The organism is Novosphingobium sp. BL-A-28-Hi1-0D, assembly GCF_055521755.1.
This window is the reverse complement of sequence record NZ_CM145502.1, coordinates 1,010,089-1,033,927: the sequence shown is the minus strand read 5'-3', so window position 1 is coordinate 1,033,927 and position 23,839 is coordinate 1,010,089. Positions and strand designations below refer to the sequence as shown.

At 62.7% G+C, this 23,839-nt stretch carries 23 protein-coding genes; 5 read left to right on the top strand and 18 right to left on the bottom strand.

Annotation, left to right across the window (positions count from 1 at the left end):
* The first annotated feature begins 50 nt into the window (after positions 1-50).
* The 4 genes from ACZ1JW_RS05215 (at position 51) to ACZ1JW_RS05200 (ending at position 6,938) form a co-directional block, all read left to right on the top strand.
* The gene (locus ACZ1JW_RS05215; protein WP_465142210.1) at positions 51-677 is read left to right on the top strand and encodes a DUF2026 family protein; all 627 of its coding nucleotides are present in this window, start codon (positions 51-53) and stop codon (positions 675-677) included.
* 326 nt (positions 678-1,003) lie between these two features.
* On the top strand, positions 1,004-2,878 hold the full coding sequence (locus ACZ1JW_RS05210; protein ID WP_465142209.1) for an ATP-dependent nuclease: 1,875 nt from the start codon (positions 1,004-1,006) through the stop codon (positions 2,876-2,878).
* 8 nt (positions 2,879-2,886) lie between these two features.
* Positions 2,887-4,716, top strand: coding sequence for a UvrD-helicase domain-containing protein (locus ACZ1JW_RS05205; protein WP_465142208.1), 1,830 nt, complete (start codon positions 2,887-2,889; stop codon positions 4,714-4,716).
* Positions 4,717-4,997: 281 nt separating this feature from the next.
* Positions 4,998-6,938, top strand: a complete 1,941-nt coding sequence (locus ACZ1JW_RS05200) for an ATP-binding protein (protein WP_465142207.1) — start codon at positions 4,998-5,000, stop codon at positions 6,936-6,938.
* 150 nt (positions 6,939-7,088) lie between these two features.
* Here the strand turns inward: ACZ1JW_RS05200 and ACZ1JW_RS05195 are convergent, their stop codons facing one another.
* The 10 genes from ACZ1JW_RS05195 to ACZ1JW_RS05150 all read right to left on the bottom strand — a co-directional run bounded on the left by ACZ1JW_RS05195 (position 7,089) and on the right by ACZ1JW_RS05150 (position 13,871).
* The gene (locus tag ACZ1JW_RS05195) at positions 7,089-8,780 is read right to left on the bottom strand and encodes a relaxase/mobilization nuclease domain-containing protein (protein ID WP_465142730.1); all 1,692 of its coding nucleotides are present in this window, start codon (positions 8,778-8,780) and stop codon (positions 7,089-7,091) included.
* Between the two features lie 292 nt (positions 8,781-9,072).
* Positions 9,073-9,774 (bottom strand): lytic transglycosylase domain-containing protein, encoded by a 702-nt coding sequence (locus ACZ1JW_RS05190; RefSeq protein WP_465142206.1) that lies wholly within the window; start codon positions 9,772-9,774, stop codon positions 9,073-9,075.
* Between the two features lie 3 nt (positions 9,775-9,777).
* Positions 9,778-10,107: a DUF736 domain-containing protein gene (locus tag ACZ1JW_RS05185; protein ID WP_465142205.1), complete on the bottom strand. Its 330-nt coding sequence runs from the start codon at positions 10,105-10,107 to the stop codon at positions 9,778-9,780.
* 3 nt (positions 10,108-10,110) lie between these two features.
* On the bottom strand, positions 10,111-10,701 hold the full coding sequence (locus tag ACZ1JW_RS05180) for a S26 family signal peptidase (protein ID WP_465142204.1): 591 nt from the start codon (positions 10,699-10,701) through the stop codon (positions 10,111-10,113).
* Positions 10,698-11,237 (bottom strand): DUF2840 domain-containing protein, encoded by a 540-nt coding sequence (locus tag ACZ1JW_RS05175; RefSeq protein WP_465142203.1) that lies wholly within the window; start codon positions 11,235-11,237, stop codon positions 10,698-10,700. The genes ACZ1JW_RS05180 and ACZ1JW_RS05175 overlap by 4 nt, the downstream gene beginning before the upstream one ends.
* Positions 11,238-11,383: 146 nt before the next feature.
* The gene (locus ACZ1JW_RS05170; protein ID WP_465142202.1) at positions 11,384-12,262 is read right to left on the bottom strand and encodes a replication initiator protein A; all 879 of its coding nucleotides are present in this window, start codon (positions 12,260-12,262) and stop codon (positions 11,384-11,386) included.
* Positions 12,263-12,270: 8 nt separating this feature from the next.
* Positions 12,271-12,543 (bottom strand): helix-turn-helix transcriptional regulator, encoded by a 273-nt coding sequence (locus ACZ1JW_RS05165; RefSeq protein WP_099185576.1) that lies wholly within the window; start codon positions 12,541-12,543, stop codon positions 12,271-12,273.
* A 133-nt stretch (positions 12,544-12,676) separates the two neighbouring features.
* Entirely contained in the window at positions 12,677-13,177 is a 501-nt protein-coding gene (locus ACZ1JW_RS05160; RefSeq protein ID WP_465142201.1) for a DUF2285 domain-containing protein, read from the bottom strand.
* Positions 13,122-13,436 carry a transcriptional regulator domain-containing protein gene (locus ACZ1JW_RS05155; RefSeq protein ID WP_465142200.1) on the bottom strand — a complete coding sequence of 105 codons (315 nt, stop codon included), beginning with the start codon at positions 13,434-13,436 and terminating at the stop codon, positions 13,122-13,124. Before ACZ1JW_RS05155 ends, ACZ1JW_RS05160 begins: the two co-directional genes overlap by 56 nt.
* Positions 13,437-13,604: 168 nt before the next feature.
* On the bottom strand, positions 13,605-13,871 hold the full coding sequence (locus ACZ1JW_RS05150) for a DNA -binding domain-containing protein (RefSeq protein WP_465142199.1): 267 nt from the start codon (positions 13,869-13,871) through the stop codon (positions 13,605-13,607).
* A 222-nt stretch (positions 13,872-14,093) separates the two neighbouring features.
* On the opposite strand from ACZ1JW_RS05150, the gene ACZ1JW_RS05145 reads away from it, so the two are divergent.
* Positions 14,094-14,321 carry a helix-turn-helix domain-containing protein gene (locus tag ACZ1JW_RS05145; protein WP_465142198.1) on the top strand — a complete coding sequence of 76 codons (228 nt, stop codon included), beginning with the start codon at positions 14,094-14,096 and terminating at the stop codon, positions 14,319-14,321.
* 49 nt (positions 14,322-14,370) lie between these two features.
* Here the strand turns inward: ACZ1JW_RS05145 and ACZ1JW_RS05140 are convergent, their stop codons facing one another.
* The 8 genes from ACZ1JW_RS05140 to ACZ1JW_RS05105 form a co-directional block, all read right to left on the bottom strand.
* A complete protein-coding gene (locus ACZ1JW_RS05140) occupies positions 14,371-14,691 on the bottom strand; it encodes a DUF736 domain-containing protein (RefSeq protein ID WP_120222423.1) in 321 nt (106 codons plus the stop codon).
* A gap of 609 nt (positions 14,692-15,300) precedes the next feature.
* Positions 15,301-15,702: a hypothetical protein gene (locus tag ACZ1JW_RS05135; RefSeq protein WP_465142197.1), complete on the bottom strand. Its 402-nt coding sequence runs from the start codon at positions 15,700-15,702 to the stop codon at positions 15,301-15,303.
* A 147-nt stretch (positions 15,703-15,849) separates the two neighbouring features.
* Entirely contained in the window at positions 15,850-16,014 is a 165-nt protein-coding gene (locus ACZ1JW_RS05130) for a hypothetical protein (RefSeq protein ID WP_325465746.1), read from the bottom strand.
* 217 nt (positions 16,015-16,231) lie between these two features.
* On the bottom strand, positions 16,232-16,933 hold the full coding sequence (locus ACZ1JW_RS05125) for a hypothetical protein (protein ID WP_465142196.1): 702 nt from the start codon (positions 16,931-16,933) through the stop codon (positions 16,232-16,234).
* Positions 16,934-16,960: 27 nt separating this feature from the next.
* Entirely contained in the window at positions 16,961-17,872 is a 912-nt protein-coding gene (locus tag ACZ1JW_RS05120; RefSeq protein ID WP_465142195.1) for a DUF2493 domain-containing protein, read from the bottom strand.
* A gap of 308 nt (positions 17,873-18,180) precedes the next feature.
* Positions 18,181-19,230 (bottom strand): DUF7146 domain-containing protein, encoded by a 1,050-nt coding sequence (locus ACZ1JW_RS05115; protein WP_465142194.1) that lies wholly within the window; start codon positions 19,228-19,230, stop codon positions 18,181-18,183.
* Position 19,231: 1 nt separating this feature from the next.
* Positions 19,232-23,569 carry a strawberry notch-like NTP hydrolase domain-containing protein gene (locus ACZ1JW_RS05110; protein WP_465142193.1) on the bottom strand — a complete coding sequence of 1,446 codons (4,338 nt, stop codon included), beginning with the start codon at positions 23,567-23,569 and terminating at the stop codon, positions 19,232-19,234.
* A 41-nt stretch (positions 23,570-23,610) separates the two neighbouring features.
* The gene (locus ACZ1JW_RS05105; RefSeq protein ID WP_465142192.1) at positions 23,611-23,829 is read right to left on the bottom strand and encodes a DUF6117 family protein; all 219 of its coding nucleotides are present in this window, start codon (positions 23,827-23,829) and stop codon (positions 23,611-23,613) included.
* Between the last annotated feature and the right edge of the window lie 10 nt (positions 23,830-23,839).

Here is a 23,839-nt window from a genome sequence, read left to right as displayed (position 1 = left end):
ATAAGACTGGCGGCGAACTATCGACACAAAGATCAAGTTTTGGAACCCGAATGAGCAAATTTCTCCTGCCGCTGTCTGAATTCAACCGCCTCCACCAAGTCATACATGGCGCGATCCGAGCGGAGGGAAATCCGGGGCGTGCCTGCACATTGTTTGCTTGTATTGGCGCTCTGATCCTGAACAAGCACTATGGCATGAAGGCCCGTGCTGTGGCGGGCGGATTTGCGATGTGCGTCGAACCGGGGAAAAATCTCTTCTTTGGCCGCGACGCCGGTGGACGGATCGAACTGGATACCGATGCCTTCCACATGTGGATTCAGACGCCGACCCACATCATCGATTTCATGTCGCCCCTGTTCCATGAAGCCTTCGAAGAAGTGCTGTCGGACGTAGTCATTCCTCGAAAAATGTTCCAAAAGCGCCATGAGGATGAGGCGCCAAGTCTCGACGATCTCAATCGACCTGGCGATTTCTACGTCATGCCTGATACCGACCTGACAGAACGCCTAATCGACAGCATTCTGGAACGGGATATCAACCGCGATTTCTTCCACATCGTTGACCGTTGGTTTGGCAAGCGGCGCAGCAAACAGCGACCGACCATGACGATTGGCAGCAATGACGGGATCATTCGCGAGCTGAGCTTGCCCGAAACCGTCGGGCGCGGGGCTTGGTAACTGAATTTGGGCTAAGTGACTTAGCGCGCTGGCCCGGTGCTCTTGGCCTTCCTTTAGCCCTCTTTCCTAGGTCCGGCGGGTTGGACTTTCCGGAGAGTCTGCGATGGGGCTGCAAAAGGCGACATGCGGCCGTTTTATCCAAGCCGTAGCAGCGTCACCAACGTGGCCTAAAGGTGTTCAATCGGCCTCAGTGGCTGCATTTCAAAGCCCTGCCGTTCGTCCAACTCTGCAGTACTTTTGCCGGAATGGCGGGTGACGTCGGATTGAATCGGAGGTAGCTGTGAAGCAGCCAAAGCAATAGAACTGAATTGCGCTAGGGGGTTGCGTTGAAGATCTACGCCGTATCGATCGATAATTTCCGGGGCATCAGTTCTACGACGCTTGTCCTGCCTGACCACGCCGTCCTCATCGGCGACAATAACACGGGCAAGTCCTCTGTCCTCGAAGCAATAGATCTAGCGCTGGGTCCAGATCGACTGAGCCGACGCCCGCCAGTCGACGAGCATGATTTTTTTGAGGGTAATTATCTCGCCGTCGCCCCAGTGGTGCCCGAGGAAGGTGCCGAGCCGGTTGAGGGTGCGGACGCGGTCCCCGGTGAGGCGCCGAAAATCACGGTTGAAGTCACCATCATTGGCCTGTCCGAAGAACAAGAGGCTAGGTTCGGCGGGTATGTCGAATGGCTCAATGTCGCAACGGGCGATTTCTTCACCGATGCCAGCCCGGCGGGCGTCGATGCTGCGGACATCAAGGCCGCGCTACGTGTCACCTTCATCGGCGCCTATGACCCGGACGAAGACGATTTTACTGGCAATACCTTCTATTCGCGCAGCCTGACTGAAGGCGACAAGCCCGAGCCCTTCTCAAAGAAGGACAAGCAACATTGCGGCTTTCTTTTCCTGCGCTCGCTGCGCACGGGGTCGCGCGCGCTCAGCCTAGAGCACGGCAGCCTTCTCGACATCATTCTGCGCCTGAAGGAAATCCGGCCGCAGATGTGGGAAGGCACGATCGGTACGCTCGCCGGCTTCGACGTCGCAAGCGATCCGGCGCTCGGCATTTCTGGCGTGCTAGACAGCATCGACAAGTCGCTAAAGAAATATGTGCCGCGCGAATGGGGCGTGAAGCCGCACCTCAAGGTGTCGAACCTGACGCGCGAGCACCTGCGCAAGGTCGTGACCGCCTTCATCGCGACCGGCGACGGTACTCATGCGGCGCCGTTCTTCCGGCAGGGCACCGGCACGATCAACATGCTGGTCCTGGCGATGCTGTCGCAGATCGCGGAGGATAAACAGAACGTCATCTTCGCGATGGAGGAAGTCGAGACGGCAATCCCGCCCTATGCACAGAAGCGGATCGTGCACGAGTTGCGCAAGCTGGCGGCTCAGTCGATCGTTACGTCGCATTCGCCCTACGTCCTTGAGGAGTTCAAGCTGGACGAGACGGTGATTCTGTCACGGGATAATGCGGGCACACTGAGCCAGGCGCAGATCGCGTTGCCCGATAGCGTCAAGCACAAGCGCTACCGTCAGGAGTTTCGCACCCGCTTTTGCGAGGGTCTTTTATCCCGCCGCGTGCTGATCGCCGAGGGGGCGACCGAGGCCAGCGCCTTCCCCGTGGCCGCGCGCCGACTGTCCGAGCTTAATGCCGCGACCTATGCCTCGATCGAGGCGCTGGGCATCTGCATTATCGATGCAGGGACCGAGTCGCAAATCGCCGACCTCGCGCGGCTGTATAAGGGCCTTGGCAAACGGACCTTCGGGATATGCGACAAACAGACCGATCCGGCGAAGGCGGCAATCGAAGCCCAGGTCGAGCGGCTCTTCATGCACGACGAAAAGGGCATCGAGGATCTGATCCTCAAGAATACGACGCAGGAGGCGCTCGAGCGGTTCTCGGATGCGCTCGACTGGCCGTCGCACATTCTCGGCAAATATCCGGATCCCAAGGCAAATCTGATCCCGGCACTCAAAGAATATTTCGGTTGGGCCAAGGGCAACTGGGGTATCGCAGATTTTCTGGGTCAGTGTTCCGAGGCCGAGATTCCATTGTGGATCCGCGACGCGTGCATAACGCTGAAGGCCATCTGTGATCCGCCTTCCGCGCCCGTCGCGCCCCCGGCACCGTCAATACCGCCAGCGCCCCCGGTTCCGCCCGCGCTTCCGGCCGGGAATAGCGGGCAGGCCGGCCTCGGGCCCGCTGCTTAGAGGGCGGCATGGTCGAACTAACGCTGGCGCAAAAGGAAGTTCTGATCGCGGACGGGGCCCAACTCGTCATCGGCGGTCCCGGCTCGGGTAAGACCACGGTGTCGATCCTCAAGGCAGCGAAGATCGCGCGTGAAAAACTGCGGCCTGGGCAGCGCATCCTTTTCCTGAGTTTCGCGCGCGCGACCGTCTCGCGCGTTTTCGAGGCGATCAACGAAGAGCGATCGGTCACCAAGGAGGACAAGAAGCGGATCGAGGTCGATACCTATCACTCGTTCTTCTGGCGCATCCTCAAGACCCATGGCTACTTGGTAGGGTTTCCGCGGCGGATGACAATCCTGACGCCGCCGAACGAAGCGATCGCGCTGTCGTCGATCCGCAGCGGCTTCAAGGCCCTGTCGAAGCTGTCGGACGAGGAAAAAGCGCAAAAGGCGGCGTTGGAAGTTGCCGAACGCAGGCGGCTCGCGACCGAGGAAGGCAAGGTCTGCTTCGACCTGTTCGCCGAGCGCGTGGCCATCCTGCTGCACGGTTCGGCCAAAGTGCGCGAGCTCGTCTCGACCATGTACCCGTTCATCATCCTCGACGAATTTCAGGACACCAGCGCCGAGCAATGGCGCGCCGTCGAGGCGATCGGGAAGAGCAGCACGCTTATCGCGCTGGCCGATCCCGAGCAGCGCATCTTCGATTTCATCGGCGCCGATCCCGAGAGGCTGAACCACTTCAGGGCCGCGTTCACGCCGTCGGAGCACGACCTCGCCGGCGACAATCACCGCAGCAAGGGCACCGATATTGCCATCTTCGGTAATCATCTCCTCACGGGGAAGTTTCGCGACGAACCCTATCAGGGTGTGGAAGCCGAATGGTTCGCGTCGAACCCGAACCAGGCCTATGCCTCGCTTGTTGCTCAGGTGCTGAAGGCACGGCAACGGCTCCTCGCGCTAGGTCAGCGCGACTGGTCGCTTGCGATCCTAGTCCCCACCAAGCGCATGACGCGTCTGGTATCCGACTATCTGCGTGCGCCGTTCGGAAACGTGCCGCCGATCGCTCATACGGCGGCCGTCGATATGGAAGGCCCGATCCTGGCCGCCGAGGTGATAGCGTTCCTCCTTCAGCAACGTAGCCAGAATGGCTGCTTCGACGAGTTCGTCGATATGCTTTGCAGCTTCTTCCACGGACGCGGCGGCGCGACGCCGACGAAGGGCGACTTGGGGGAAGCTCAGCGGCTCAGGTCCGCACTGGAAAAGTGGAACGGATGCCTTGCAAACGGCAAGGCGACGCCGGGCAACAGCGTCCTGCAGGCGACGTTCGCCGTACACCAGGCTGCGAGTGCCGTGGTGCTGACCGGCCAGCCTGATACCGACTGGACGGCGGTTCGCGCCGTCCTCGAGGCGGGCGGCTGCAAGCGGCTCGTGGAGGTTGCCCAAGAAGCCCGTAACGTTCGCCTGCTTGAACGGGGCACGCAACTCCGTCAGAGCCTCTCCCAGGATTGGCGCGACACAGGCGGCTATAAGAACGCCCTTGCCATCACGCGTCAGTCATTCGTTCAGGAGCATTTCGCGACGGCGAACAAGCCCGAGTCAGGTGTTGTCGTGATGAACATGCACAAGGCCAAGGGTAAGCAGTTCGACGAGGTCATCATCTTTGAAGGCTGGCCGAAGCGGGTCAAAGGCGAGATCGTTGGCAACCCAGATCGGATCGTCGGCGGCAATGTGAACACCGGCCCTATGACACAGGCGCGCCAGAATCTCCGCGTTAGCGTGACCCGCGCGAAGATCCGAACGACAATCATGTCGCCCAAGGACGATATTTGCGTCCTGCTGTTCCCCGTGAAACAGAGTTGAGCAGCGAGCGCAGGGGCCTTGAGTCCGGGAGATGTCAGGAGAAAACCCGAATGACTGCTTTTGTTTGATTGCGACGATCGCGCCGCCAGTAGCGAACGTCGCAATCTGGGGCGATACGCGACGCATAGGTAAGCGTTTCCACCACAGGCGGCAGCGACCAAACCGCTCAGCTCTGTGCAGATCAGCGATACCCAAATCGACTTCTCCAAATCCGCCAACCCCGAACCCTCCATGGACTTGACCGGACCCGCTCGTTACGATGTTAGTGAGGGGGGCGTCCAATGGCGGATGACGTAGGGTTGCTGTTCGACAATCGCTTCATGGAGCGACATGCCGGTTCGATCATCGCCGACCCTGCAGTTGCGATCGTGGAACTCGTGGCCAACGCTTGGGATGCCTGGGCGACCAAAGTCGACATCGTATGGCCGGAGCGCGGGACAGACGCGGCGTTCGCAATTGAGGACGATGGAAAGGGCATGAGCGAGGCCCAGTTCCAGACCCGCTGGAAGACACTCGACTACAATCGGCTGCGGGAAGAGGGGACAGAGTCTGCCCCACCGCCCGAACTTTCCGACTTGCGGCCCCGACCCGCCTATGGCCGTAATGGCAAGGGCCGGCACGCAGCCTTCCGGTTCGGTGAAGCTTATCGCGTACGGACCTGGCGTGATGGAAACTCAGTGACGTTCGAAGTGCGCCGCGGGCTCACGCAGCCCTTCACAATCGAGCGCACAGCCGGCGAGACCGGCGTCACCGGCCACGGCACCGAGATCAGCGCAATCAATCCGCAGCCTGTTATTATGACACCTGAAGAGGCCCGCGAGGTGATCGGAACCCGCTTCTTGGCCGATCCCAACTTCACCGTGACGGTGAACAGCACCAGGGTGACGTTCGACGACATTCCCGAAGCGCATCGCCGTGAGATCGACATTGAGGTACCTGGCCGTGGCACCGCTCACCTCATCGTCATCGACACACAGAAGGCCGACAAGACGACGCGCCAGCACGGCATCGCCTGGCGGGTAAACAACCGGATCGTGGGCGTGCCGGGATGGGTGGGGTTCGACCAGGAGCGACTGGTCGACGGGCGCAGCAGCGAGGCCAAGCGCTTCATCTTCATCGTGCGCGCCGACTTCCTAGCCGCAGAGGTACTACCCGACTGGTCCGGCTTCTGGCCCAACAGCGAGGCCTGGCCGGAGACCCGGGCCCTCGTGCACGCACAGATCCGCGAGCATCTCAGCGCCTTTAGCGCAGATCGTCGGCGCGAAACCAAGGAGGCCGTCCGAGAGAAGCTCGGTCGCACCGTCGCCCAGTTGGCGCCGGTCAGTCGCGACCGCTGGAACGATTTTGTAGATCAGGTGGTGGACACCTGCCCGTCCATGAGCCTCGACACGGTCGAACAGGTCGCGGGCGTGCTCGTCAAGCTCGAACTCGCCACCAGCAAGTACGAGTTAATTCAAAAACTCGACAAGATGCAACCTGGCGACCTCGACGAGTTGAATGCCCTGCTGGTCGATTGGACGGTCCGCACCGCGAAGCTCGCGCTCGACGAGATCGCCCAGCGTCTCAAGCTGATTGAGGAGCTCGATCACAAGCTGCGCGACGAGACGATGGAGGAGGTGGGCGATCTCCAGCCGCTGTTCGACCGCAGCCTCTGGGTCTTCGGCCCCGAGTTCGAAAGCCTGGAGTTTACCAGCAACCGCGGCATGACCGAGGTGATCCAAAAGATCTACGGCCGAACTGACCAGGGCAGCCGCCTGCGCCCGGATTTCGTGATGCTGCCGGATGGCAGCGCCGGCTTCTACAGCCGCGATTCACATGATCTCGGCCATGAGGTCGACGGCGTGTCTCGCCTCGTCATTGCTGAGATCAAGAAGCCCGGGGTGCTTATCGGCTCGAAGGAGAAGCAGCAACCTTGGCAATATGTCCGCGAGTTGATGGGCAAGGGACTGGTGACCGATGCCACCGTTGTCACCTGCTATGTCTTGGGCTCGCGTATCGACCCCACCGAGATTGGCGACGAGACTAAGAACAACGGCCAAGTCACGATCCGCGCCATGACCTACTCGACCTTTGTGAAACGCGCGGAAAAGCGCCTGCTGGGATTGCGCGACAAACTGCGCGACGCGCCGTTCCTCAAGGATCACGGTATCGACCCAGAGATCTACATGCGCCCCCAGCAGCTGCCGCAGGGTGATCTCTTAGAGGAGGTCGGCGCAACCTAGTCGCCGGGAACGACTGCATGCCGGCGACAAGAAGCGGTTCGAGATCCACTCAATGACTCCGCCGAGGGTCCGTAGCTACTCGACAGCTACTAGAGTTACGAAAGATCGGTTCCCACACGTCGACCAGGCAGACATTCAGCAGCCCAAACCTCAAAGCGAAATCGACCTCGACCGAGCAAAACTCCAGTCCACCCCGCCGCGCTGGTTCACCGCCCCGGTCACGGCCTGGCCAAGCTTGCGCTCCAAGGCGGGCTGCCAAGGCACAAGCTGGAACCCAAGGCCGTTGTCGATCATGGCGAAGCGCCCAGACGCAAGGTCGACGCGCTGACGGTAAATGCCTGTGACATGCTCGCCGGGGCCACTCGATTGCCGTTCAAGCCCGGTCTGCTGCGAAAGCCTGCCCGCGGCCTCCCCCAAATCCCCCTGGCGCAGGGTCTCAAGAAGGCCGCGCGCAAACACTAACCGCCGGCCCTGCCGGGTCGCCAGACCTTCTTCGACCAAGTGTTCGGCGCGTTGTTGCAAGGCTTCCTCGACCTCCCGCCCGAAGCCTGCCCCGTGTGCCGTCGGCTCCCGTGCCACCAGTTGTTGATCGAGCCAGGTTGCCCCTTTCGCGTTGACCTGTTCTACCAATCCCAGGTCCGAACGGACCGTTAACGCGGCATGGCCCTGTCCCTTGCGATCGGTCCACTGCCGCAGTTCCACGATTGCGCCGGGCCGGGCATCACTGGTGGCTTCGAGATCGTTGAACCGGATGTGGTGCGTTCGGCCATCGATGCCATCGACAACGGCATAGGCCATGCCCGACAGCTCGTCATGAAGTCCCCTGCTGGCCAGCCTGCCGATGATCGGATCCGATGGCAGTTGGTCGTGTATGGAAAGGCGAGACAGGTCTGACCGCCACCCGTTCTCGGTCATCGAGCGATGGATCGTCTTGATGACATCGCCCCGCATTTCGAGGTCGCGCAGGGTCTTCTCGGCGTCACCGCGCAGCATCCAGCGCCCTGGCCCTGTTTCGCCTGCCAGCCCCATGCGCGCTAGCGTGTTGACCCGGCCCACAAGCAGCGCCTGACGCCGGCGGTCTTGTTCCGCCGCCGGACGCAGATCGATCACCTCAGCGCGATCCTGCATCGTGCGCAGTTGTCGGTCGAGGCCAGTCCACCGCTCTGCTGAGACCTCGCGGGCCATGGCGCGCTGAATGTCCCGCTCGCTGCGCGGCCCGAGCTCGATCGTGACCCGCTCTTCGGCCCGGGCACGCATGCCTTCGCGGATATAGTCGCGGTCGATGACCAGGTCCGCGCCGTCCGTCGCTCGCCCCCGGACCAGCAGATGAACATGCGGATTATCGGTATTCCAGTGATCCACCGCGACCCAGTCGAGCCGGGTGCCGAGATCGCGGGCCGTGTCGTCCATCAGCTCGCGGGTGAACGTGCGCATGTCGGCCAGATCGGTCGCATCTTCGGGTGACACGATGAACCGGAAGTGGTGACGGTCATCTGCGCACCGCTGCGCGAAAGCCTCGCCGTCTGCATTGTCCCCGCTGGCATCGAACAACTGCCCGCGCTCATGGTCGCGCGTCACGCCATCGCGCTCAAGGTATGAAACGTGAAGCGCAAGCGGTGCGGCCCGGAACCGCGCGCCCTTGTGACGCACGACCCTCGCCTTGATCACCACGCGGCGCTGATAAGGTGACCGCCGGGCGCGCAGCGCGGCTGCGCGGCCCCGACCATATCTTCCCGTCCCGGCAGGCTTGCCGCTCCGGCGAGCCAGCGGCGTTGCCCCAGAGCGGCGCGACGCTTTGAGCACCTTGCCGACGAACGAGGTGGCCTTGCGGTTGGCCGGCATGCCCTGGTCCCGCGATCGGCCCGGGCGGATCTCGAAGTCGTCGTCCTTCACGGCTGAGCCGAAGGGAGCGACGTCGCCTGAAGCGGCGTAAAAGAGCGGTTTCGAGAGCGGTACGACAGCACCGGGGTCCGGACGACATCGCAAATTTCTGAATTAATCCAATCACCTTCACCCCAGGCGACGTCGCCGCTTTTATCTCGCCATCGCAATACCCCCTTCCTCTCTTCCGACCTCAACCACCTCATTCGCCCGCTATTCCACGCCGCGACGCGCCAAAGGGCGAACAAGGCGATCATCGCGAACTGCTTCCCGAAACGGGCGCGAAGAGGCCGCTCAGCGGAGCATTCGGAGCTCGAGTCGATCGCGGCGGCGCGGCGGCGGCGAAGCTGCCGGATGCGTCGTCACTGCTGCCCGAACGCGCGGCGAACAGCTGGCTTTGTGCCCAGGATATGCGCACCGGTTGCATAGGCGATGCGCTGGCGACGACGGTCGCCGCGCTTGCCGACTGCAGCGCCGGTGCAATCCTGGCGACATAAGCAACCGTTTCAGTCGGGAGCGGTCGGCCTCGATCCCGCCAGCTCTCGTATCTACCCGGGCCTGCATTGTAGGCAGCGAGGAAGCCGGATGCGCCGTAACGGTCATAGAGTTCGCGCAGGTAGGAAGTTCCCGCCATGATGTTATCGCGCGGATCAAACGGGTCATTCCCAAGCCCGAACCGGTCGCGCTGGCGCGACCAGGTTGCGGGCATAAGTTGCATCAGGCCCATCGCACCGGCTGGCGATACCGCGCCGATCCGACCAGCACTCTCGGTCCGCATCACCGCGTAGATCCAGCTGTCCGGAATGCCGAAGCGCTGCGAGGCTTCGGCTACATGGTCCGCGATGGCAACGGTGCGAGGCTGCGCCTGTTCGGCAGCGGCCTGCCCAAAGGCAGGCGCGTCACCGAAAAGGCCGAGTACCAATACGCAGAAGGCAAGTGGGGCGAGCCTTGCCATCGCTCAGCTCGCTGCTTCGCGCTTGGTCGGCCGCGACCACACCAGAACGTGACCGTTGTTTTCTCCTTGGAACAGGTTGGCCCGCAGGGGCTGGATGAACATCGGGTCGTCGATCTGGATCGCGACGTATTCGCCGGCCTTCTCTCCAACATGCTTCCAGCCTGCACCGACCTCGCGGGCTTCATCGTCCGATCCTGCAATCACTCGGAAGTCCGGTGCGTTCTCGCTGTCCGAGTTGTCAGCCGGAACGAGGACAAGATCGAAGTCGAGCGTAAGCGTGGTCAAATGCCCGGCAAAGCCGCCGTCGGCGGCAACAAACAGTCCGATACGCATGGGTCAGTCTCCTTCGGTTGGTGAACTGGGGGTGGGCTTGGTGGGTGAGGCTGAGAGCGGATCGGCGAACCACTTGTGGTCGCCGTCGCCCGCTTCGTCGGTCCAGATGGGCGTCGCACGGCCGATGACGTCGGTGATGCGCAGCACGCCAAAATACCGCCCATCGAAGCTGTCGGGCGCGGCCGGGTTCATCACGAACAACTCGCCGGAGCGCAGCGTCCGGCATCCGAACCATGCAGGAAGTGGACGACCCAGACGGTCGCGGTTGCGCGCCACACCGACAAAGTTGCCGTCAATGGTCACCCCGTGACCGAAACGGCAAACGCGCTGACCGCTGACCGCCGCAATGCGCTTGATCAGAGGCACGCCTCCAGGGAGATAGCCGCGTGCCGCGAGGAACTGGCGCAGTGCGGGTTCCGGCTCGATTGCCACGCGCTCGCCGACGTGCAAGCTGGCTTTCCGCCGGATCGCGTAAAGCCCGGTCGGGACCGATGCGCTGGCATTCCACACCGCGTAGCGCGAGACCGGCACGGTGAGCGTCGCAAGTGTGGCACCAGCCACCAAGCCTGCGAGCAGGTAACGCCACCGGATCATGACAGCAGGTCCTTGCGCTGAAGCCAGGCGCGATGCCGCGCTGGCGCGTAGGCGCGCGGCACTTCGCGCGCAGCCATCCGGTTGTGGATGTGCCGCCAATGATCGGGCGCGACCTCGGTAGGGTCGATGCCCGAAGCCTCGATCGTATCGATCAGGCGGAACACCTGCTCAACTTTGGGCCAGCCATGGACGGCGAGCAGGACCTCGCCGCCGGGATCGACCTGCGTGACCGGCGTGACGGGTTCGTGCGGCTCCACTGCACGCACGATGTCGAGCGTCGAGCGGATGGTGCCGTAGTCATTGCTGGCCCAGCGCACGAGTGCGAACACCTGGCCCGGCGCATAGCTCTCGATACGCTCGCTGCGGCTGACGATCCGGTCGGCGACGGGCTTGCCGAACTTGAGCCAGTCCTCGTGTTTGCCTTCGCGCCAGAACAGCGTGACATGGGTCAGCGGTGGGCTGTCATCCGCCCTCGTTTCGGCAGGCCGACGGGGTGGCGTTTCGCCACCTGTCCACAGACGCGGTGACGTTAGCAAGAATCCGAAGGATTCTTTGTTAGCTAAGTTAAGGGCGCAAAACGGCGCAGATATCTGCGGGTTTGTGGGGCATTTCGGTTCCCGATAGTCCGAACTTCCGGTTCCTGATCGTCCGAGTCCGGCGGTTCCTGATAGTCCGTGTTTCATCACGACATATCCACAGGCTGAAGGCCGACTCGGCGCATCGCTGCGTCGAACGGATCGAGGGGAATGGAAACGAAGTTCAGCCTTTCACGGCCGAGCGCGTGATCGAGGCTGAGATTGTATCCGGGCAGCGCTTGGCGGCGGACGATGTCGCGCAACTCAAACGCGAAGCGCTTGGGTGGTGATAGCGCACCGGATTTCATGTGCAGGTGCTTGAAGTCGAAGCTCCAGCCACCTTTCTGCTTGCCACCATGCTTGCGCACGATCCGGTAGAGCCAGCGTTCCAGACCGCCGGTCAGCGCAAAGTAGGCGGGGTCGATGGTCAGGACGAGCGCCTGGTCGAGCACACCTTCGTAGAACCAGTCGGGGATGATCATCTCGATACCCGTTGCGCGGCCAGAGCCGTCGAGGCGCTCCTTCCACTCGTTGATCCAGCTGAACCGATGCCGCCGACGGGTATCGCGCTGGCGGATTGAGGTGGCGATCGTCGTCGATTGAAGGCGATCAAGCCCAGCCTTCAAGCGCTCATAGCTGGCCTTGCCGGTACCGCGCCGGGTGAAGGCGAGGATCTCATGCGGCGTGGCGGCGATCAGCCGCGAGGTCGCCCGGCCCGCATCGCGCGCCTCGACAATTTGACTGGCCACCCAGATGAGCACGTCCGCGTCCCAGATGGTCGCCATGCCGTGTTCGGCGGTCGCCTCGACGAGGATCGAGACCTCGCCCATCCGGAAGTCGATCGGACGCACCCGTTTGGTCTTGGCCAGGCTGAAGAACGGCCAGGCCATCAGATCCTGCGCGTCACGCGCGGCGATGTCGCCGCCCGCGCTGACGAACAGATCGAGCTGGCGGTTCTCGACCGGAAAGTGAGACAGGCGCGACATGGCTGACCTCAGCGGCGAACCGGCGGCGTATAGCCGTCGAGCCGCTTGGCCGGATGGACAATCCCCTTGCCAGGATCGCTGGTCGAACGGCGCAGGCCCTGTTCGGCCCAGGCGTCGAGGTCTTCGACTGAGTAGACGATCCGTCCGCCAAGCTTGCGATAGACCGGGCCCGTCCCGAAGCAGCGATGCTTCTCGAGCGTGCGGGCTGAAAGCCCCACATGCACGGCGGCATCGGGTGTCCGCAGGAACCTGGCTATGACGGGGGTGGGTCGGGCATCCATGGGCGGCCTCCGCTTGGCTTCGACCAAGACGGCGGGCTGCCGCTGGTCGCAGGCAGCAATGGCGAAGACGGAATGCCGGGAGGGAGTGACAGAATGAGCCGCGCGAATTCTGTCACCCCCAAGTGCAACTGGCTCAATCGTGCCGGAGCAATTTGCGATAACCGCTGGTCACCAGGCGCCGCGCGTCGGCGATCAGCCGCAGCGTGTGACGCCGTTCGCCCGAACCTTTCCAGGTTGCACCGGCCAGTGGTCGATGCCGAGGGAAGACCAGGCCAAAGGCGAGGTCGCGCGGCGACATCCCCGCATCGATCCCGTCCTGAATATCAAGGAGCAAGGCGAGCCGAGACCGTCTATAGGCCGACGGCGAGGCAACACGGTCCGGCCCAAGGCGAAGCCCGCGCGTCGCTCGCTCAAAGCGGGTAGCGGCGGCAAGCCGGGCAGCGGCACACAGGTCATTCTGGATGATAAGGCAATCTGGGCACTGTGGCGGAGCCGCGCGAAGGCATAGTCGCAACCGCGCCGCGCCCTTGGCGGCAACCAGATAGTGCTCATGTTCTCCGACTGCTTCGACCAGCGGCTCAAAGCCGGGAAGCAATGGGATTTCGACAATGTCGGGAGTAGTGACCACCACCACGTCGGGTGCGACGAGTGGTGACCACAGTGCAGGAGTGGTGCGAGGATCGGCATCCGGCAGAGTGGGGAAAGCTCAGCCCCCACCGCCCGGCCAGGCCCTCCTCTTCTGTCTGCGCAGAAGCAGGATTTTCAACGATCCTGCCCCGCGTCTCGGCATGATCGCGGCGATAGTCGGGATTGCGGTTCAGGAACTCCTGCGCAAAATCCGCATAGTCGTGGTCCCGGTATTTTTCTGCGGCGGAAGGTGACCGCCAGGACATTCCCCCAGACATGAGACCTCCGCGAGGCACAGGCGAACAGGCCGAAACTCAAGTCTTTGTTTGGTATGGGAAACCGGGAAGTAACGAAGATCGCAGAACTCTATCCGGATTCGCGAAGTAATTGAGGCCAATCAGCTAGGGCAAAGTCCACAGCCATTTGTGATCTCATCACGAGTTCCGTGATTTTTCAAGCAGGTGCCGATAGCCATGTGTGGTCATCCAGCGTGCGCGATCGAGGTGACGTTCGTAAACGTGGCGCGACCGATCTGGCTCTGCAACCGGGTTCAGGCCGAAAACGATTGCAGCAACTTCACGCCAGTCAGCACCCTCTTCAGCGGCATCAAGTATCCGCAAATACGTAGTAAAATGAAGCTCGTCGTATGCCGTGATGTGCTCATCGGCAGGCGGAACGTCCTCAAATGGTGGTGTCGTCATGGGCCGAGCCTTTGTTTCGACTCCTTTCACGCAGTTTTACACTTAGCACGAAAGCAGCTCCATATTGGTGAAATCTTGGCTTCTCCCCAAACGCGGAGGGCACCCTGCGAAGTCAGGGATAAGTAGTCGGCGCATGGATGCCAGCTGTCCATGCGACTGATCAAAGTGACCGCGTATTATAATACGTAGCACGGAGATACGCGACAGGTTTCTAAGCTGCGGATGGATATCCGCAAATTGTTCGGCGACAATGTTCGCCACTACCGGCTCGCCGCCGGGCTCAGCCAAGAAGCGGTGGCCGAGCGCATGGGTGTCGACCGCGCCTATGTGAGCCTGATCGAACGCGGCGAGCAGAACGCGACACTGCTCTCCGTTCACGAAGCTGCACAGGCTCTGCGGGTCAAGCCCGCCGCCTTGTTTGCAGATCCACCGGGCGGAACCGCGGTCTGAACAAGCGAATGCCCCGCCCGGCTGTGCCGGGCGGGGCCTGTCTGACCGATCAGTCGCCGTTGGTGCGGCGGGCTCGCGACCAGATCAGGTTGAAGCTCTTGCCGTCTTCGTCGTCGAACAGGTTGGCGAAGATCGGGGCGGTGAAGCTGGGATCGTCGAGCTTGACCGAAAGGTAGTCGCGGCCTTCGTTCGAACGCTTGGTCCAGGCGGCGCCGATTTCCGCGCGGCCGACGAAGACCCGGTGCGACGGTGCGTTCTCGTTGTCGCTTTCTTCGGGGACGATGCGGACGTTCTTCTGCTGCACCGACATGGTGACGATCTCGCCCTTGTATTCGTTGCCGGTCTTGGTGAAAGTTCCGATGTTAGCCATGTTCAATTCCTTCAAGTTGCTCGAACCCGCGCCCATCGCGGCCTCGATGGCTGGTTGAAGGCAGGGGCTTGCGCCCGCTGCACCGGGACGGCCGGAACGTGAGTGGAGGATGGCGGTAAGCCGGCTTTCTTGTCTCGCGAGGAATGGGGCGCAGACCCAGGGGAAGAAAGTTGGCGCAGACGCCATTGCAGCAAGGGATCAAGCGGCGAAGCCATCCCCTGCCAACCAAAGCCATTGAAGAGGCGGCATTGGGCTCGGGTTGCACTTGAGCTGGAAATCCATGGCTCTTTATCGGACCCCACAGACCGGCGCTGGAAAGAATGGGGGCCAGCCGCTGTTGGTGCCGCAGTTACGCCCGCACACCCGCATTGCGGCATCGCAAAACCGCTTGTCATCCTTCGTCCGGAATTGCGCTTGCTCGGGTCGCCAATCCAGCTTCGACCTTGGCCCAGCGGTCTCGTCCGTCAGGCGGGATTCTGACGCCGCCTTGGCAGCCACATGGCTTGATTGCGGCCAGCCCCCCCCTGATCCACCGCTGCCCCGTCCCGGCTGGCTCTGATCTGGTATGCCCTGTCCGGCACTGCCGGGCGGGGCTTCGCGTGAACGTCGTCAGCGGGCAGCGCGGCTCCACTGCGCCCATGAAGTCACAGCAATCACGGCGGCACCGATCAGCGATACGACCGTGGGCCAGATGCTGACGGGCATTGTCGCTGCGGCGATGCCATGGACCGCGTGGTAGCCAGCTAGTGCGGCCGGCAAGGCAAAGACGAGACCGATGGCGGCGCGGGAAAAGTCGGAACGGGCCAGTCCGAGCGCGATCTGGGCAAGTGCAATGGTTGCGATGCCAGCCAAGGCGGCCGCGACCAATGCGGCGACCAGGCCGTGGTGAGAATGGTATGTGACCGATGCGGCGGCGAAGGCCACGAACAGCGGCATAGCATGAACCGAGAGGCGGAATAGCAGCGCGCAGCACATGTAGACTGCGACAATTGCGAGGGTGAAACCGATCAACAAGGCGTCCTCCTTGAAATCAAGGGTAAGGGACGCGCTCTCCTCCACCACCGCAGCGCAATGTGCTCGGGCATCATAGCAGACATGCGAACAGGCCGGAATACCCGATGGGCATCCGATCTGTCCGCCAAGCGCTTGGCGACGCAGTCAGGGATTGAACGGGTCATATTCGCGAACGATGCTGCTGGCATCGCCATCGAATTCTGCCGTGGGAACCGCTGCGTAGCCGTTACCGGCATGGAACAGAGTGACGCAGACCATCAGGGTGCGGGCTAGGCTCCAGGCGTGACGCTGTGCGATGGTGAGTGACATGTTCGAGCTCCTGTCTCGGAGCAGGGACCATCCCCGCTCGACAGGCCCCGGACAGACGGCGCAAAGCCGCAATCACCACGAAGGCGCAGCCGCAGTGGCCGCACGCGGAGCGTAGCGGACCCTTCACGGGTTGATTGAAGGAGGCTTGGGGTCGGCCAACGGATTGGCCCCGAAGAGCGGGGTGGGCTCTATGCTTCGAGTTGGATCGAAGTTGTGGTTACGTTAGTTTCAGCCAGTCCCAGCCCAGCCAAGCCACCACCCAAAGCGCAAGTGCGAATCCAATCGGCTTGACTATAGATAGAAACGACGCCGTGACGAACGTGCGTGCTCCAAACCCAGCTATTCCCAACATAGCGCTCCAACCGGGCGCCTTCCGAAATTTGCCATCCTCACCTCGATTGCAAACTTGGCGTAGCAACCAAATCCGCCATCGTTCACCCAGCGTCGCTGTCATATCAATGCTTGAGACATGAGCGTAAGCGACTAAAATCTTGAGATCTCGCTCCATCCCTTCGGCTATTTTTATACCGCTGGTAGCGCCGATCTGGAGGAACACGTGGTCCTCAAATGTTCGAGCCAAGTCCGATTTGGCCGGATAGAGGATGGTCGCAAATCCAATATCACCCAAGCTGTACACTAAGGTTGGGCCATTCTCGGCTGCGGTCTTCGATCGGTCGGTTGTCAGCCGAAACATCGAGCGATTGCCAAAACTCAACTGAAGTGTGTCAGGGTTTGAGCGATCAATCCAAAAGCTATAAATGCGTTCAAGTTCGTTGAAGCCCGAAACCTGTCGAGCCCTTTGCTGAATTTCTTCATCGCTTAGGCTCTGGAGGTATGAGATTTCGTGCCGCATGTCGCGCCGACGCTGCCACTTTGCCAGGAGCGGGTTGCGTTGTGGTTCTGGTGTTTGCGCATTCATAGGGGCTTATTCGAGCTAAAAGCGGGATTATTCAATCGACCATACTGAAATCCCCATCTTGCGCGCCTTGTCGACCAGGTTGGCATTGATTCCATTGCCCGGACAGGCAACCACGGCTTTGGGCAGCACTTCGAGCATCTGATCGTTGCGGCGGAACGGTGCGGCCTTTTTGAACCGCTCCCAGTCTGGCCGGAACGGGACGTGGGTGATCTTGCGTGCACGTGCCCAGAGCGAGGCGATGTGTTCCCCACCGGTCGGATTGCCGCCGTGAAAAAGAACCATGTCGGGATATTTGGCGAGGACTTTGTCGAGCGCGGCCCAGATACGGTTGTGATCCTGGTAGGCGGGGCCAGAGGTGAATGCGATGCGGGTGCCGATCGGCAACATCGGTTCTGTCTCCGAACGACGCTTGGCAGCAAGGAAGTCGCGGCTGTCGATCATGGCGGCGGTCAGAGTGCGGTGATTGACGAGTGATCCTGTGCGCGGTGTCCAGGCTTTGCGGAAGTGGACTTCGAACTGGTCGGAAGCGACATCGCGCATGAACTCCATGGCGTTGCGGCGTTCAATGAGCCCGATGCCTTCGCGGATCAGCCGCTCGAGTTCGACCGATTTGACCTCGGAGCCGTCCTGCTCGCGCTGACTGCGCTTCTGCGCGTCCTCGTTGTCGTCGAGCTCGCGGCTGATGCGGCCTTCGGCGCGGTGGAACAAATTGCCGAGCGCCCAGCACAGGTCTTCAAGATCGGGTTCGAGCCTGGTGTCGAGCAACGTGGCGATCAAGGCGTCGAACATGTCGGCGACAGCGCCGGCTGCGATGCGCTCGTCAGGAAGCGGGCGCGGGTCGGCCTCGTCCGAGAAGGGGCGGTAACCGTAGAGGGCGATTTCATCGAGGAGATGGGCGGTTGGCGAGACTTCGAGGTCGGGTTCGTCAGGTTCGGTCATGGGATCTACTCCGGGCTTCCGTGTGACCGGGCACCTTGCCCGGCCTTCACGGCGATCCCTCTGACCGGCAGCGGCGGGGCTGCATCCCCTTGGACCGAAGAGCAGCGGAGGATGGCGGGCGGCGGCTATTTTGGTTCGCGATGGAAAGGCGCGTTCACGCGCCGCCGGAAAATAGCCGCGGACCGCCATTGCAGCCTCACGGCTGCTGGTCTCTCGGATCGCGCCTGAAGGAAGGCCGGGCGTTGCCGGTTCAGATAGCCGGGAGCCAACGACCGGACGCGTCCGCAACTCCTCCGTCTCGGCCAACCTCAGCTCTCGATGAACCTGCTGCGATCGGCCTTGTGCAATTGAGCAATGACCCGTGCACTCAATGCGGGCGCACCGTCCTGGCGTAGGTCGTCGTTGAAGTCCCCCAGTTCAGGCATGAGCGAAACCAGTTCGATCCCGGTTGCCTGCACCCGGGCGGTGAGCACCGCAAACGCGCCGTCACCAGCCTTGTCTCGGTCGCGCGCGACATAGAGGCGGCGCAGCGAGGGCGGGAACTGGATGGCGGCAAGGTGGGCGGACGAGGTGGCGGCGATCATCGGTAGGGTGGACACCGCCTCACGCAGCGACAGGACGGTCTCGATGCCTTCGCCCGCGATCATGACGTCCTCGGCCAAGCCAAACCGGATCGTATGCCCGAGGATATTGCCCATCGCGCGGCGCGGTGATGCGACGGCTGCCTTTGCCGAACCGCTTGGGTCGAGCCAAGTGCGATGCGTGCCGGTCTGAACGCCGTCACAGTCTGTCACCGCCGCGATCAGGGCTGGAAAGCTGCCGGGCGTCCCGGGAAGGTCGTCCTCGTTTGCCCGGTAATAGCAACGGGGATGGAAGCGCAATGCGGCAAGTCCACCGATTCGGGTGATGCCGCGCGCGGCAAGGTAAGTTGCCGCAAGGGTGCCAGCGAGCGGTTTTGAGGCCGTGAACAGCCGTCGTGCAGCGGTTGGCGATCCAACGCGCACGGGTGGTTGAGTTGCTAGTTGGCACGGATCGACTTCGACCGATGGCGGGAGGGACAGGAATTTCTCGGCTTCGTCGATAGTCTCGGAGAGACGGCCATGTCGCTGGTTCAAGCGAATGAGGTCGACAAGATCACCGTGTTCGCCGGTGGCGGCATCGACCCAATTGCCTATCCTGCCACGTTCCGTCTCGAACAGGCGCACATAAAGGCTGCGGCCTGGCGCACCGGCCACATCGCCGACCATCCAATACCGCCCTTCGCGGCGACCGGCGGGCAGGTAATGGCGGCAAACGGCCTGCACTTGTCTAGCAAGCCGCTCCGAGAGTTCTCCCGCCCGGGCTGAAAGCGTGCTCATTTCAGGCAGCCTTCCGGTCGAGGATGCGGGTCAGAGGATGGCGGGCGAACAGCCGCTCGATCACTTCGGTGCCGAGGATGGTGTCGTCGGGCACGAACAACCGCAACTTCCAGCTGATGATTTCGGAGAACAGCCCCATCGCCTTGAGGCGGTCGACGGCGGTGGGACCGAAGCCGATTAGTTCGATCCGGTTCACCTGCATCAGGCGCGAACGACGCAGTTGCAGGCCGTCGGTCAGGCTTAGCACGGCGTGGCCCTCGCGCAGCAGCGCCAGAACTTGCGCCGGCGCCAATTGCGGTGTGCGGGCGCTGACGGCATTCGCGGCCCATGCCAGTGACACGCGGCGACCGATGATGGTGGCCCCGTCGTCGGTGCGCAGTCGATAGACGCGCGTCGATTCCTCGGGCAGCCGTTTCCAGATCGGCAGCAGCAGCCCGGTGACGATATGCAGCTCGCTGGTATCGAACTCGGGCACCTGCGCGATTTCCTCAGCCCACGCTGCCCGGAATGCCGCCTCATCGGCAGGCTCCCAACTGGTCTCCGGGAGATGGGCGACCGCCAGATAGAGCTTCTCCATCGGCCGGATCAGGCGAACGCGCCGTTCGATCTCGCCATCGTCGAGCATGAGGCTGCGGGCGGGCAATTGCACGGCGGCGCGCTTCGAGCGGGAATTGACCAGCAGCCGCGCGCCGGGCTCGCGCAGGAGCTCAAGTGCCTTATCGATTGCCACCGGCTGGTTGCGATCCCGCACCGCGATGGTGAGCAGGCGGGTTTCTGCAGCGGTTCCCGGGTGGGTGTAAATGGTCTCGCTGTGCGCGATGGTGAAGCTGTCAGCGGTAAGCGTTTCCAGCCCGATGTCATAGGTGCCGCTCACCATCGCGCTTTCGACCTTGGCACTGAGCAGTTGCTCGAACGCCGTGAACAGCACGTTCTGCATCGCGATGGTCAGCGCCAGCAGCCGGTTGAGGAAGGTGGTGATCGGCGGCAGCTCGTCCTTCAGGCAACCACTGCCGTCGGTCAGGGACAGACCGGTCAAGCTCTCGAAGCGCCCGAGCGAGCACCCTGCCACCTTGCCCGCATAGATCAGCATGTAGAGCTGGCGCAGGGCGTCGCGGGCGTAAGGGCTTTCGAGATTGTCCTCCGGCCTGAACAGGCCTTGTCCGCCGGTCTGGCGTTGCCCCCGTGTGATCGCACCCAGTGTGTCGAGCCGCCGCGCAATGGTCGAGAGGAAGCGCTTTTCCGCCTGAACGTCGGTGGCGACCGGTCGGAACAGCGGTGGCTGCGCCTGATTGGTGCGGTTGGTTCGCCCGAGCCCCTGGATCGCGGTGTCGGCCTTCCAGCCTGCTTCGAGCAGGTAATGATGCCGCAGCCGCTGGTTACGGCTGCCAAGATCAGCGTGGTAGCTGCGCCCGGTGCCGCCGGCGTCGGAGAAGATCAGGATCTGCTTCCTGTCCTCCATGAACGCCTGCGCTTCAGCAAGATTGGCATGGGCGGGCCGGTTCTCGACCACAAAGCGCTCGCCATCTGCATCGACCTTGCGGACGATCCGCCGGGAGCGGCCGGTGACCTCGGCAACTATATCGGTTCCGAACCGCTGAACGATTTGATCGAGCGCGCCCTGGACCGGCTCCATCGATGCCAGTTGCTCGATGAGCCGATCGCGCCGTTCGAGGGCATCGCGGCACTGGATGGCATTGCCATCGGCGTCATAGGCAGGCCGTGAGGAAAGGTTGCCATCGCCATCGGTGAACGGCTCGTGGAGCTGCGTCGGGAAGCTGTGCAGCAAATAGTCTAGCACGTATTCGCGGGGAGTTACGTCGCACTGGACATCGTTCCATTCGCCCGGATCGATGTCAGCAAGACGCCGCGAAAGCAGCGCTTCCCCGGTCGAGACGATCTGCACCACGGACGCGTGACCATCGGTCAGCCCCTGCTCGATGGCCCGGATCAGGGTTGGGGTCTTCATCGCGGTGATCAGGTGGTTGAAGAAGCGCTGCTTGGCAGATTCGAAGGCCGAACGCGCGGCGGACTTGGCCTGTGCGTTCAACGTGCCGTCTGCGGCGCTGGTCACACCAGCGGCTTCGAGCGCGGCGTCGAGGTTGTTGTGGATGACCTGGAACGCACCTGCATAGGCGTCGTAGATGCGAACTTGATCCGGAGTGAGCTGGTGTTCGAGCAACTCATATTCGACGCCTTCATAGGACAGCGACCGTGCGGAAAAGAGACCGAGTGCCTTGAGGTCGCGGGCCAGCACTTCCATCGCTGCAACCCCGCCGGCTTCGATCGCCGCGACGAAATCGGTGCGCTTGTCGAAGGGGAAATCAGCACCGCCCCACAGGCCAAGTCGCTGCGCATAGGCGAGGTTTTCGACCGTGGTCGCGCCCGTCGCCGAAACATAGAGCACCCGGGCATCCGGGAGGGCATGCTGAAGGCGCAGGCCAGCACGGCCCTGCTGCGAAGGGGCTGCATCCCCGCGTTCGCTCTTGCCGCCGCCGGCATTTTGCATGGCATGGCTTTCGTCGAAGACAATGACCCCGTCGAAGTCGGTTCCGAGCCAATCGACGATCTGTTGGACGCGGGAAACCCTGCCATCGCGCGCATCGCTGCGTAGCGTGGCATAGGTTGTAAATAGGATGCCCTGCTCAAGCCGGATCGGCGTGCCCTGACGAAAGCGGGCGAGCGGGGTGACCAGCAAGGGTTCCTGGCCTAATGCCCGCCAATCGCGCTGAGCGTCCTCGAGCAGCTTGTCGGACTTGGAGATCCACACCGCGCGGCGGCGGCCCTTCAGCCAGTTGTCGAGGATGATCCCGGCAACCTGGCGGCCCTTGCCCGCGCCGGTGCCATCGCCAAGGAACCAGCCTTTGCGAAAGACGACGGCGTTATCGTTGGTCTCTGGCGCGGCCTCGACCTTGTCGAAAGTCGCATCGACCGTCCAACGGCCCGCCAGATGCCGGCAATGCGCCTCGCCAGCGTAGATCACCGATTCAAGCTGGGCGTCCGAGAGCAGGCCTTGTTCGACCAGACCAACAGGCAGGTGTGGACGATAGCTCGGCTTTGGCGGCGCGACCGAGGCCATGGCGGCGGATTGCACCAGCTTGGTTGGATGCGGCTGCGCACCCGGAATGCGGAGCGATTGCAGCGTGTAGGGCTCGTAGAGCGTTTCGCTGAGTCTGGCCGATACCTCGTCTTTCCAGTCGGCGACCTCGTAGTCGAGTAGCACGCCGGTCGGTTCAGCCGGTGCCGCGACTGCAAGTCTGGGCCGTGGTGCAGCAACCCGGCGCGATGCGCCTGGCTGGAGGGCGGGAAGTTGCTGGGCGGCGAGAGCGGCGCGGGGCGGCAGGCAACCGTTCAGCCAGCGCAGCAGGGTCGCAAGGTCGGGCGCGGTGCCTGGCGCCGCCGGGAAGGAGGTCGGCTCCGCGGCGGGCAGCTTGTCGATCACCGTCAGCCGGGTTTCGATGCTCGTGCCGTGGGGAGCGAAGACCGAGCCGGCGATCGGCGCGGTGAACACCACACGGGCTTGTTCCTGCAGCCGCACGAACCCGTCGCGCCACGCTCTGTGCTCGGGCGAGCAGTTCGCGCCGGTGATGGCGACGAGACGCCCACCGGGAGCGAGCCTCGCCACGGCCGAAGACAGGTGGCGGAATGCAGCATCCGCTACGCGCGTGTCGACACTAACGGCGGCAGAAAACGGCGGGTTCATGACGATGCAGCTCGGCACCATGCCGGGATCGAGCCGGTCGTGGATCTGCGCAGCGTCGTGCGTTGTCACGGTCGCGATGTAGAACAGCTGGCGTAGCAGCGCGGCGCGCACATCGGCCACCTCGTTCAATGCCAACCTGCTCGCGCCAAGCTCGGCCTGAATGGCGAGCAAGCCCGTGCCCGCCGATGGCTCGAGCATCTGTTCGCCGGGCACGAAGCTCGCCGCAAAGCCCGCGACCCAAGCCAGACCCAAGGGCGTCGAAAATTGCTGGTAGGCCTGCATCTCCTCGCTGCGCCGGGTCTGCGTCGGGGCAAGCCGGGCGATCCGCTCGACAAGTTTGAGCCGTTCGAACGGATCGGAAGCGTTGGCGTAGATGGCCGGGCCATAGCGCCGCAGGAACAGCATCTGCGCGACCTCAACCGCCTCGTAGGCAGTCTTCCAGTCCCAGGCTCCGGCGGCATCGGTCGCGCCAAACGCAGACTGCATGGCCGTGCGGATGGCTGCCGCGTCGATGCGGCGACCGGCGGCGAAGTGCCCGAGCAGATCATAGGCGGCAAGGATGATTGAAGCTGCGGTTTGCTCCGGGCACTGGGCGGACAGCGGGCGCGCGAAAGCACCCGCAGCAAGCGAGTTGGTCATTGGAGATATCCTTTTGAAAATGGTTTGGGGGTCGGCACCGCTCAGGCGGGCGGGACGTAGGCGTCGTAGGGATTGCCGGGGGCGAGATGACCGAATGGGGTCATGACGTAATCACCCTCATCGCGGCCGACGGCGCAGAGGACGTAGCGGGACTCGCCGCTCTCGACCTCGGTGCATTCCATCAATGCGAGATCGCCTGCCTGGGCGGCCTTCACCAGCGTCTCGAAGTTTGTGCGGGCATAGTCGGGTATGGCCATCATTTGGCTCCTT

Coding starts and splice junctions, on each gene's coding strand:
- ACZ1JW_RS05215 (WP_465142210.1), top strand. CDS start 51: ATGAGCAAATTTCTCCTGCCGCTGTCTGAATTCAACCGCCTCCACCAA.
- ACZ1JW_RS05205 (WP_465142208.1), top strand. CDS start 2,887: ATGGTCGAACTAACGCTGGCGCAAAAGGAAGTTCTGATCGCGGACGGG.
- ACZ1JW_RS05200 (WP_465142207.1), top strand. CDS start 4,998: ATGGCGGATGACGTAGGGTTGCTGTTCGACAATCGCTTCATGGAGCGA.
- ACZ1JW_RS05195 (WP_465142730.1), bottom strand. CDS start 8,780: ATGCCGGCCAACCGCAAGGCCACCTCGTTCGTCGGCAAGGTGCTCAAA.
- ACZ1JW_RS05190 (WP_465142206.1), bottom strand. CDS start 9,774: ATGGCAAGGCTCGCCCCACTTGCCTTCTGCGTATTGGTACTCGGCCTT.
- ACZ1JW_RS05185 (WP_465142205.1), bottom strand. CDS start 10,107: ATGCGTATCGGACTGTTTGTTGCCGCCGACGGCGGCTTTGCCGGGCAT.
- ACZ1JW_RS05180 (WP_465142204.1), bottom strand. CDS start 10,701: ATGATCCGGTGGCGTTACCTGCTCGCAGGCTTGGTGGCTGGTGCCACA.
- ACZ1JW_RS05170 (WP_465142202.1), bottom strand. CDS start 12,262: ATGTCGCGCCTGTCTCACTTTCCGGTCGAGAACCGCCAGCTCGATCTG.
- ACZ1JW_RS05165 (WP_099185576.1), bottom strand. CDS start 12,543: ATGGATGCCCGACCCACCCCCGTCATAGCCAGGTTCCTGCGGACACCC.
- ACZ1JW_RS05155 (WP_465142200.1), bottom strand. CDS start 13,436: ATGTCCTGGCGGTCACCTTCCGCCGCAGAAAAATACCGGGACCACGAC.
- ACZ1JW_RS05150 (WP_465142199.1), bottom strand. CDS start 13,871: ATGACGACACCACCATTTGAGGACGTTCCGCCTGCCGATGAGCACATC.
- ACZ1JW_RS05145 (WP_465142198.1), top strand. CDS start 14,094: ATGGATATCCGCAAATTGTTCGGCGACAATGTTCGCCACTACCGGCTC.
- ACZ1JW_RS05140 (WP_120222423.1), bottom strand. CDS start 14,691: ATGGCTAACATCGGAACTTTCACCAAGACCGGCAACGAATACAAGGGC.
- ACZ1JW_RS05130 (WP_325465746.1), bottom strand. CDS start 16,014: ATGTCACTCACCATCGCACAGCGTCACGCCTGGAGCCTAGCCCGCACC.
- ACZ1JW_RS05125 (WP_465142196.1), bottom strand. CDS start 16,933: ATGAATGCGCAAACACCAGAACCACAACGCAACCCGCTCCTGGCAAAG.
- ACZ1JW_RS05120 (WP_465142195.1), bottom strand. CDS start 17,872: ATGACCGAACCTGACGAACCCGACCTCGAAGTCTCGCCAACCGCCCAT.
- ACZ1JW_RS05115 (WP_465142194.1), bottom strand. CDS start 19,230: ATGAGCACGCTTTCAGCCCGGGCGGGAGAACTCTCGGAGCGGCTTGCT.
- ACZ1JW_RS05110 (WP_465142193.1), bottom strand. CDS start 23,569: ATGACCAACTCGCTTGCTGCGGGTGCTTTCGCGCGCCCGCTGTCCGCC.
- ACZ1JW_RS05105 (WP_465142192.1), bottom strand. CDS start 23,829: ATGATGGCCATACCCGACTATGCCCGCACAAACTTCGAGACGCTGGTG.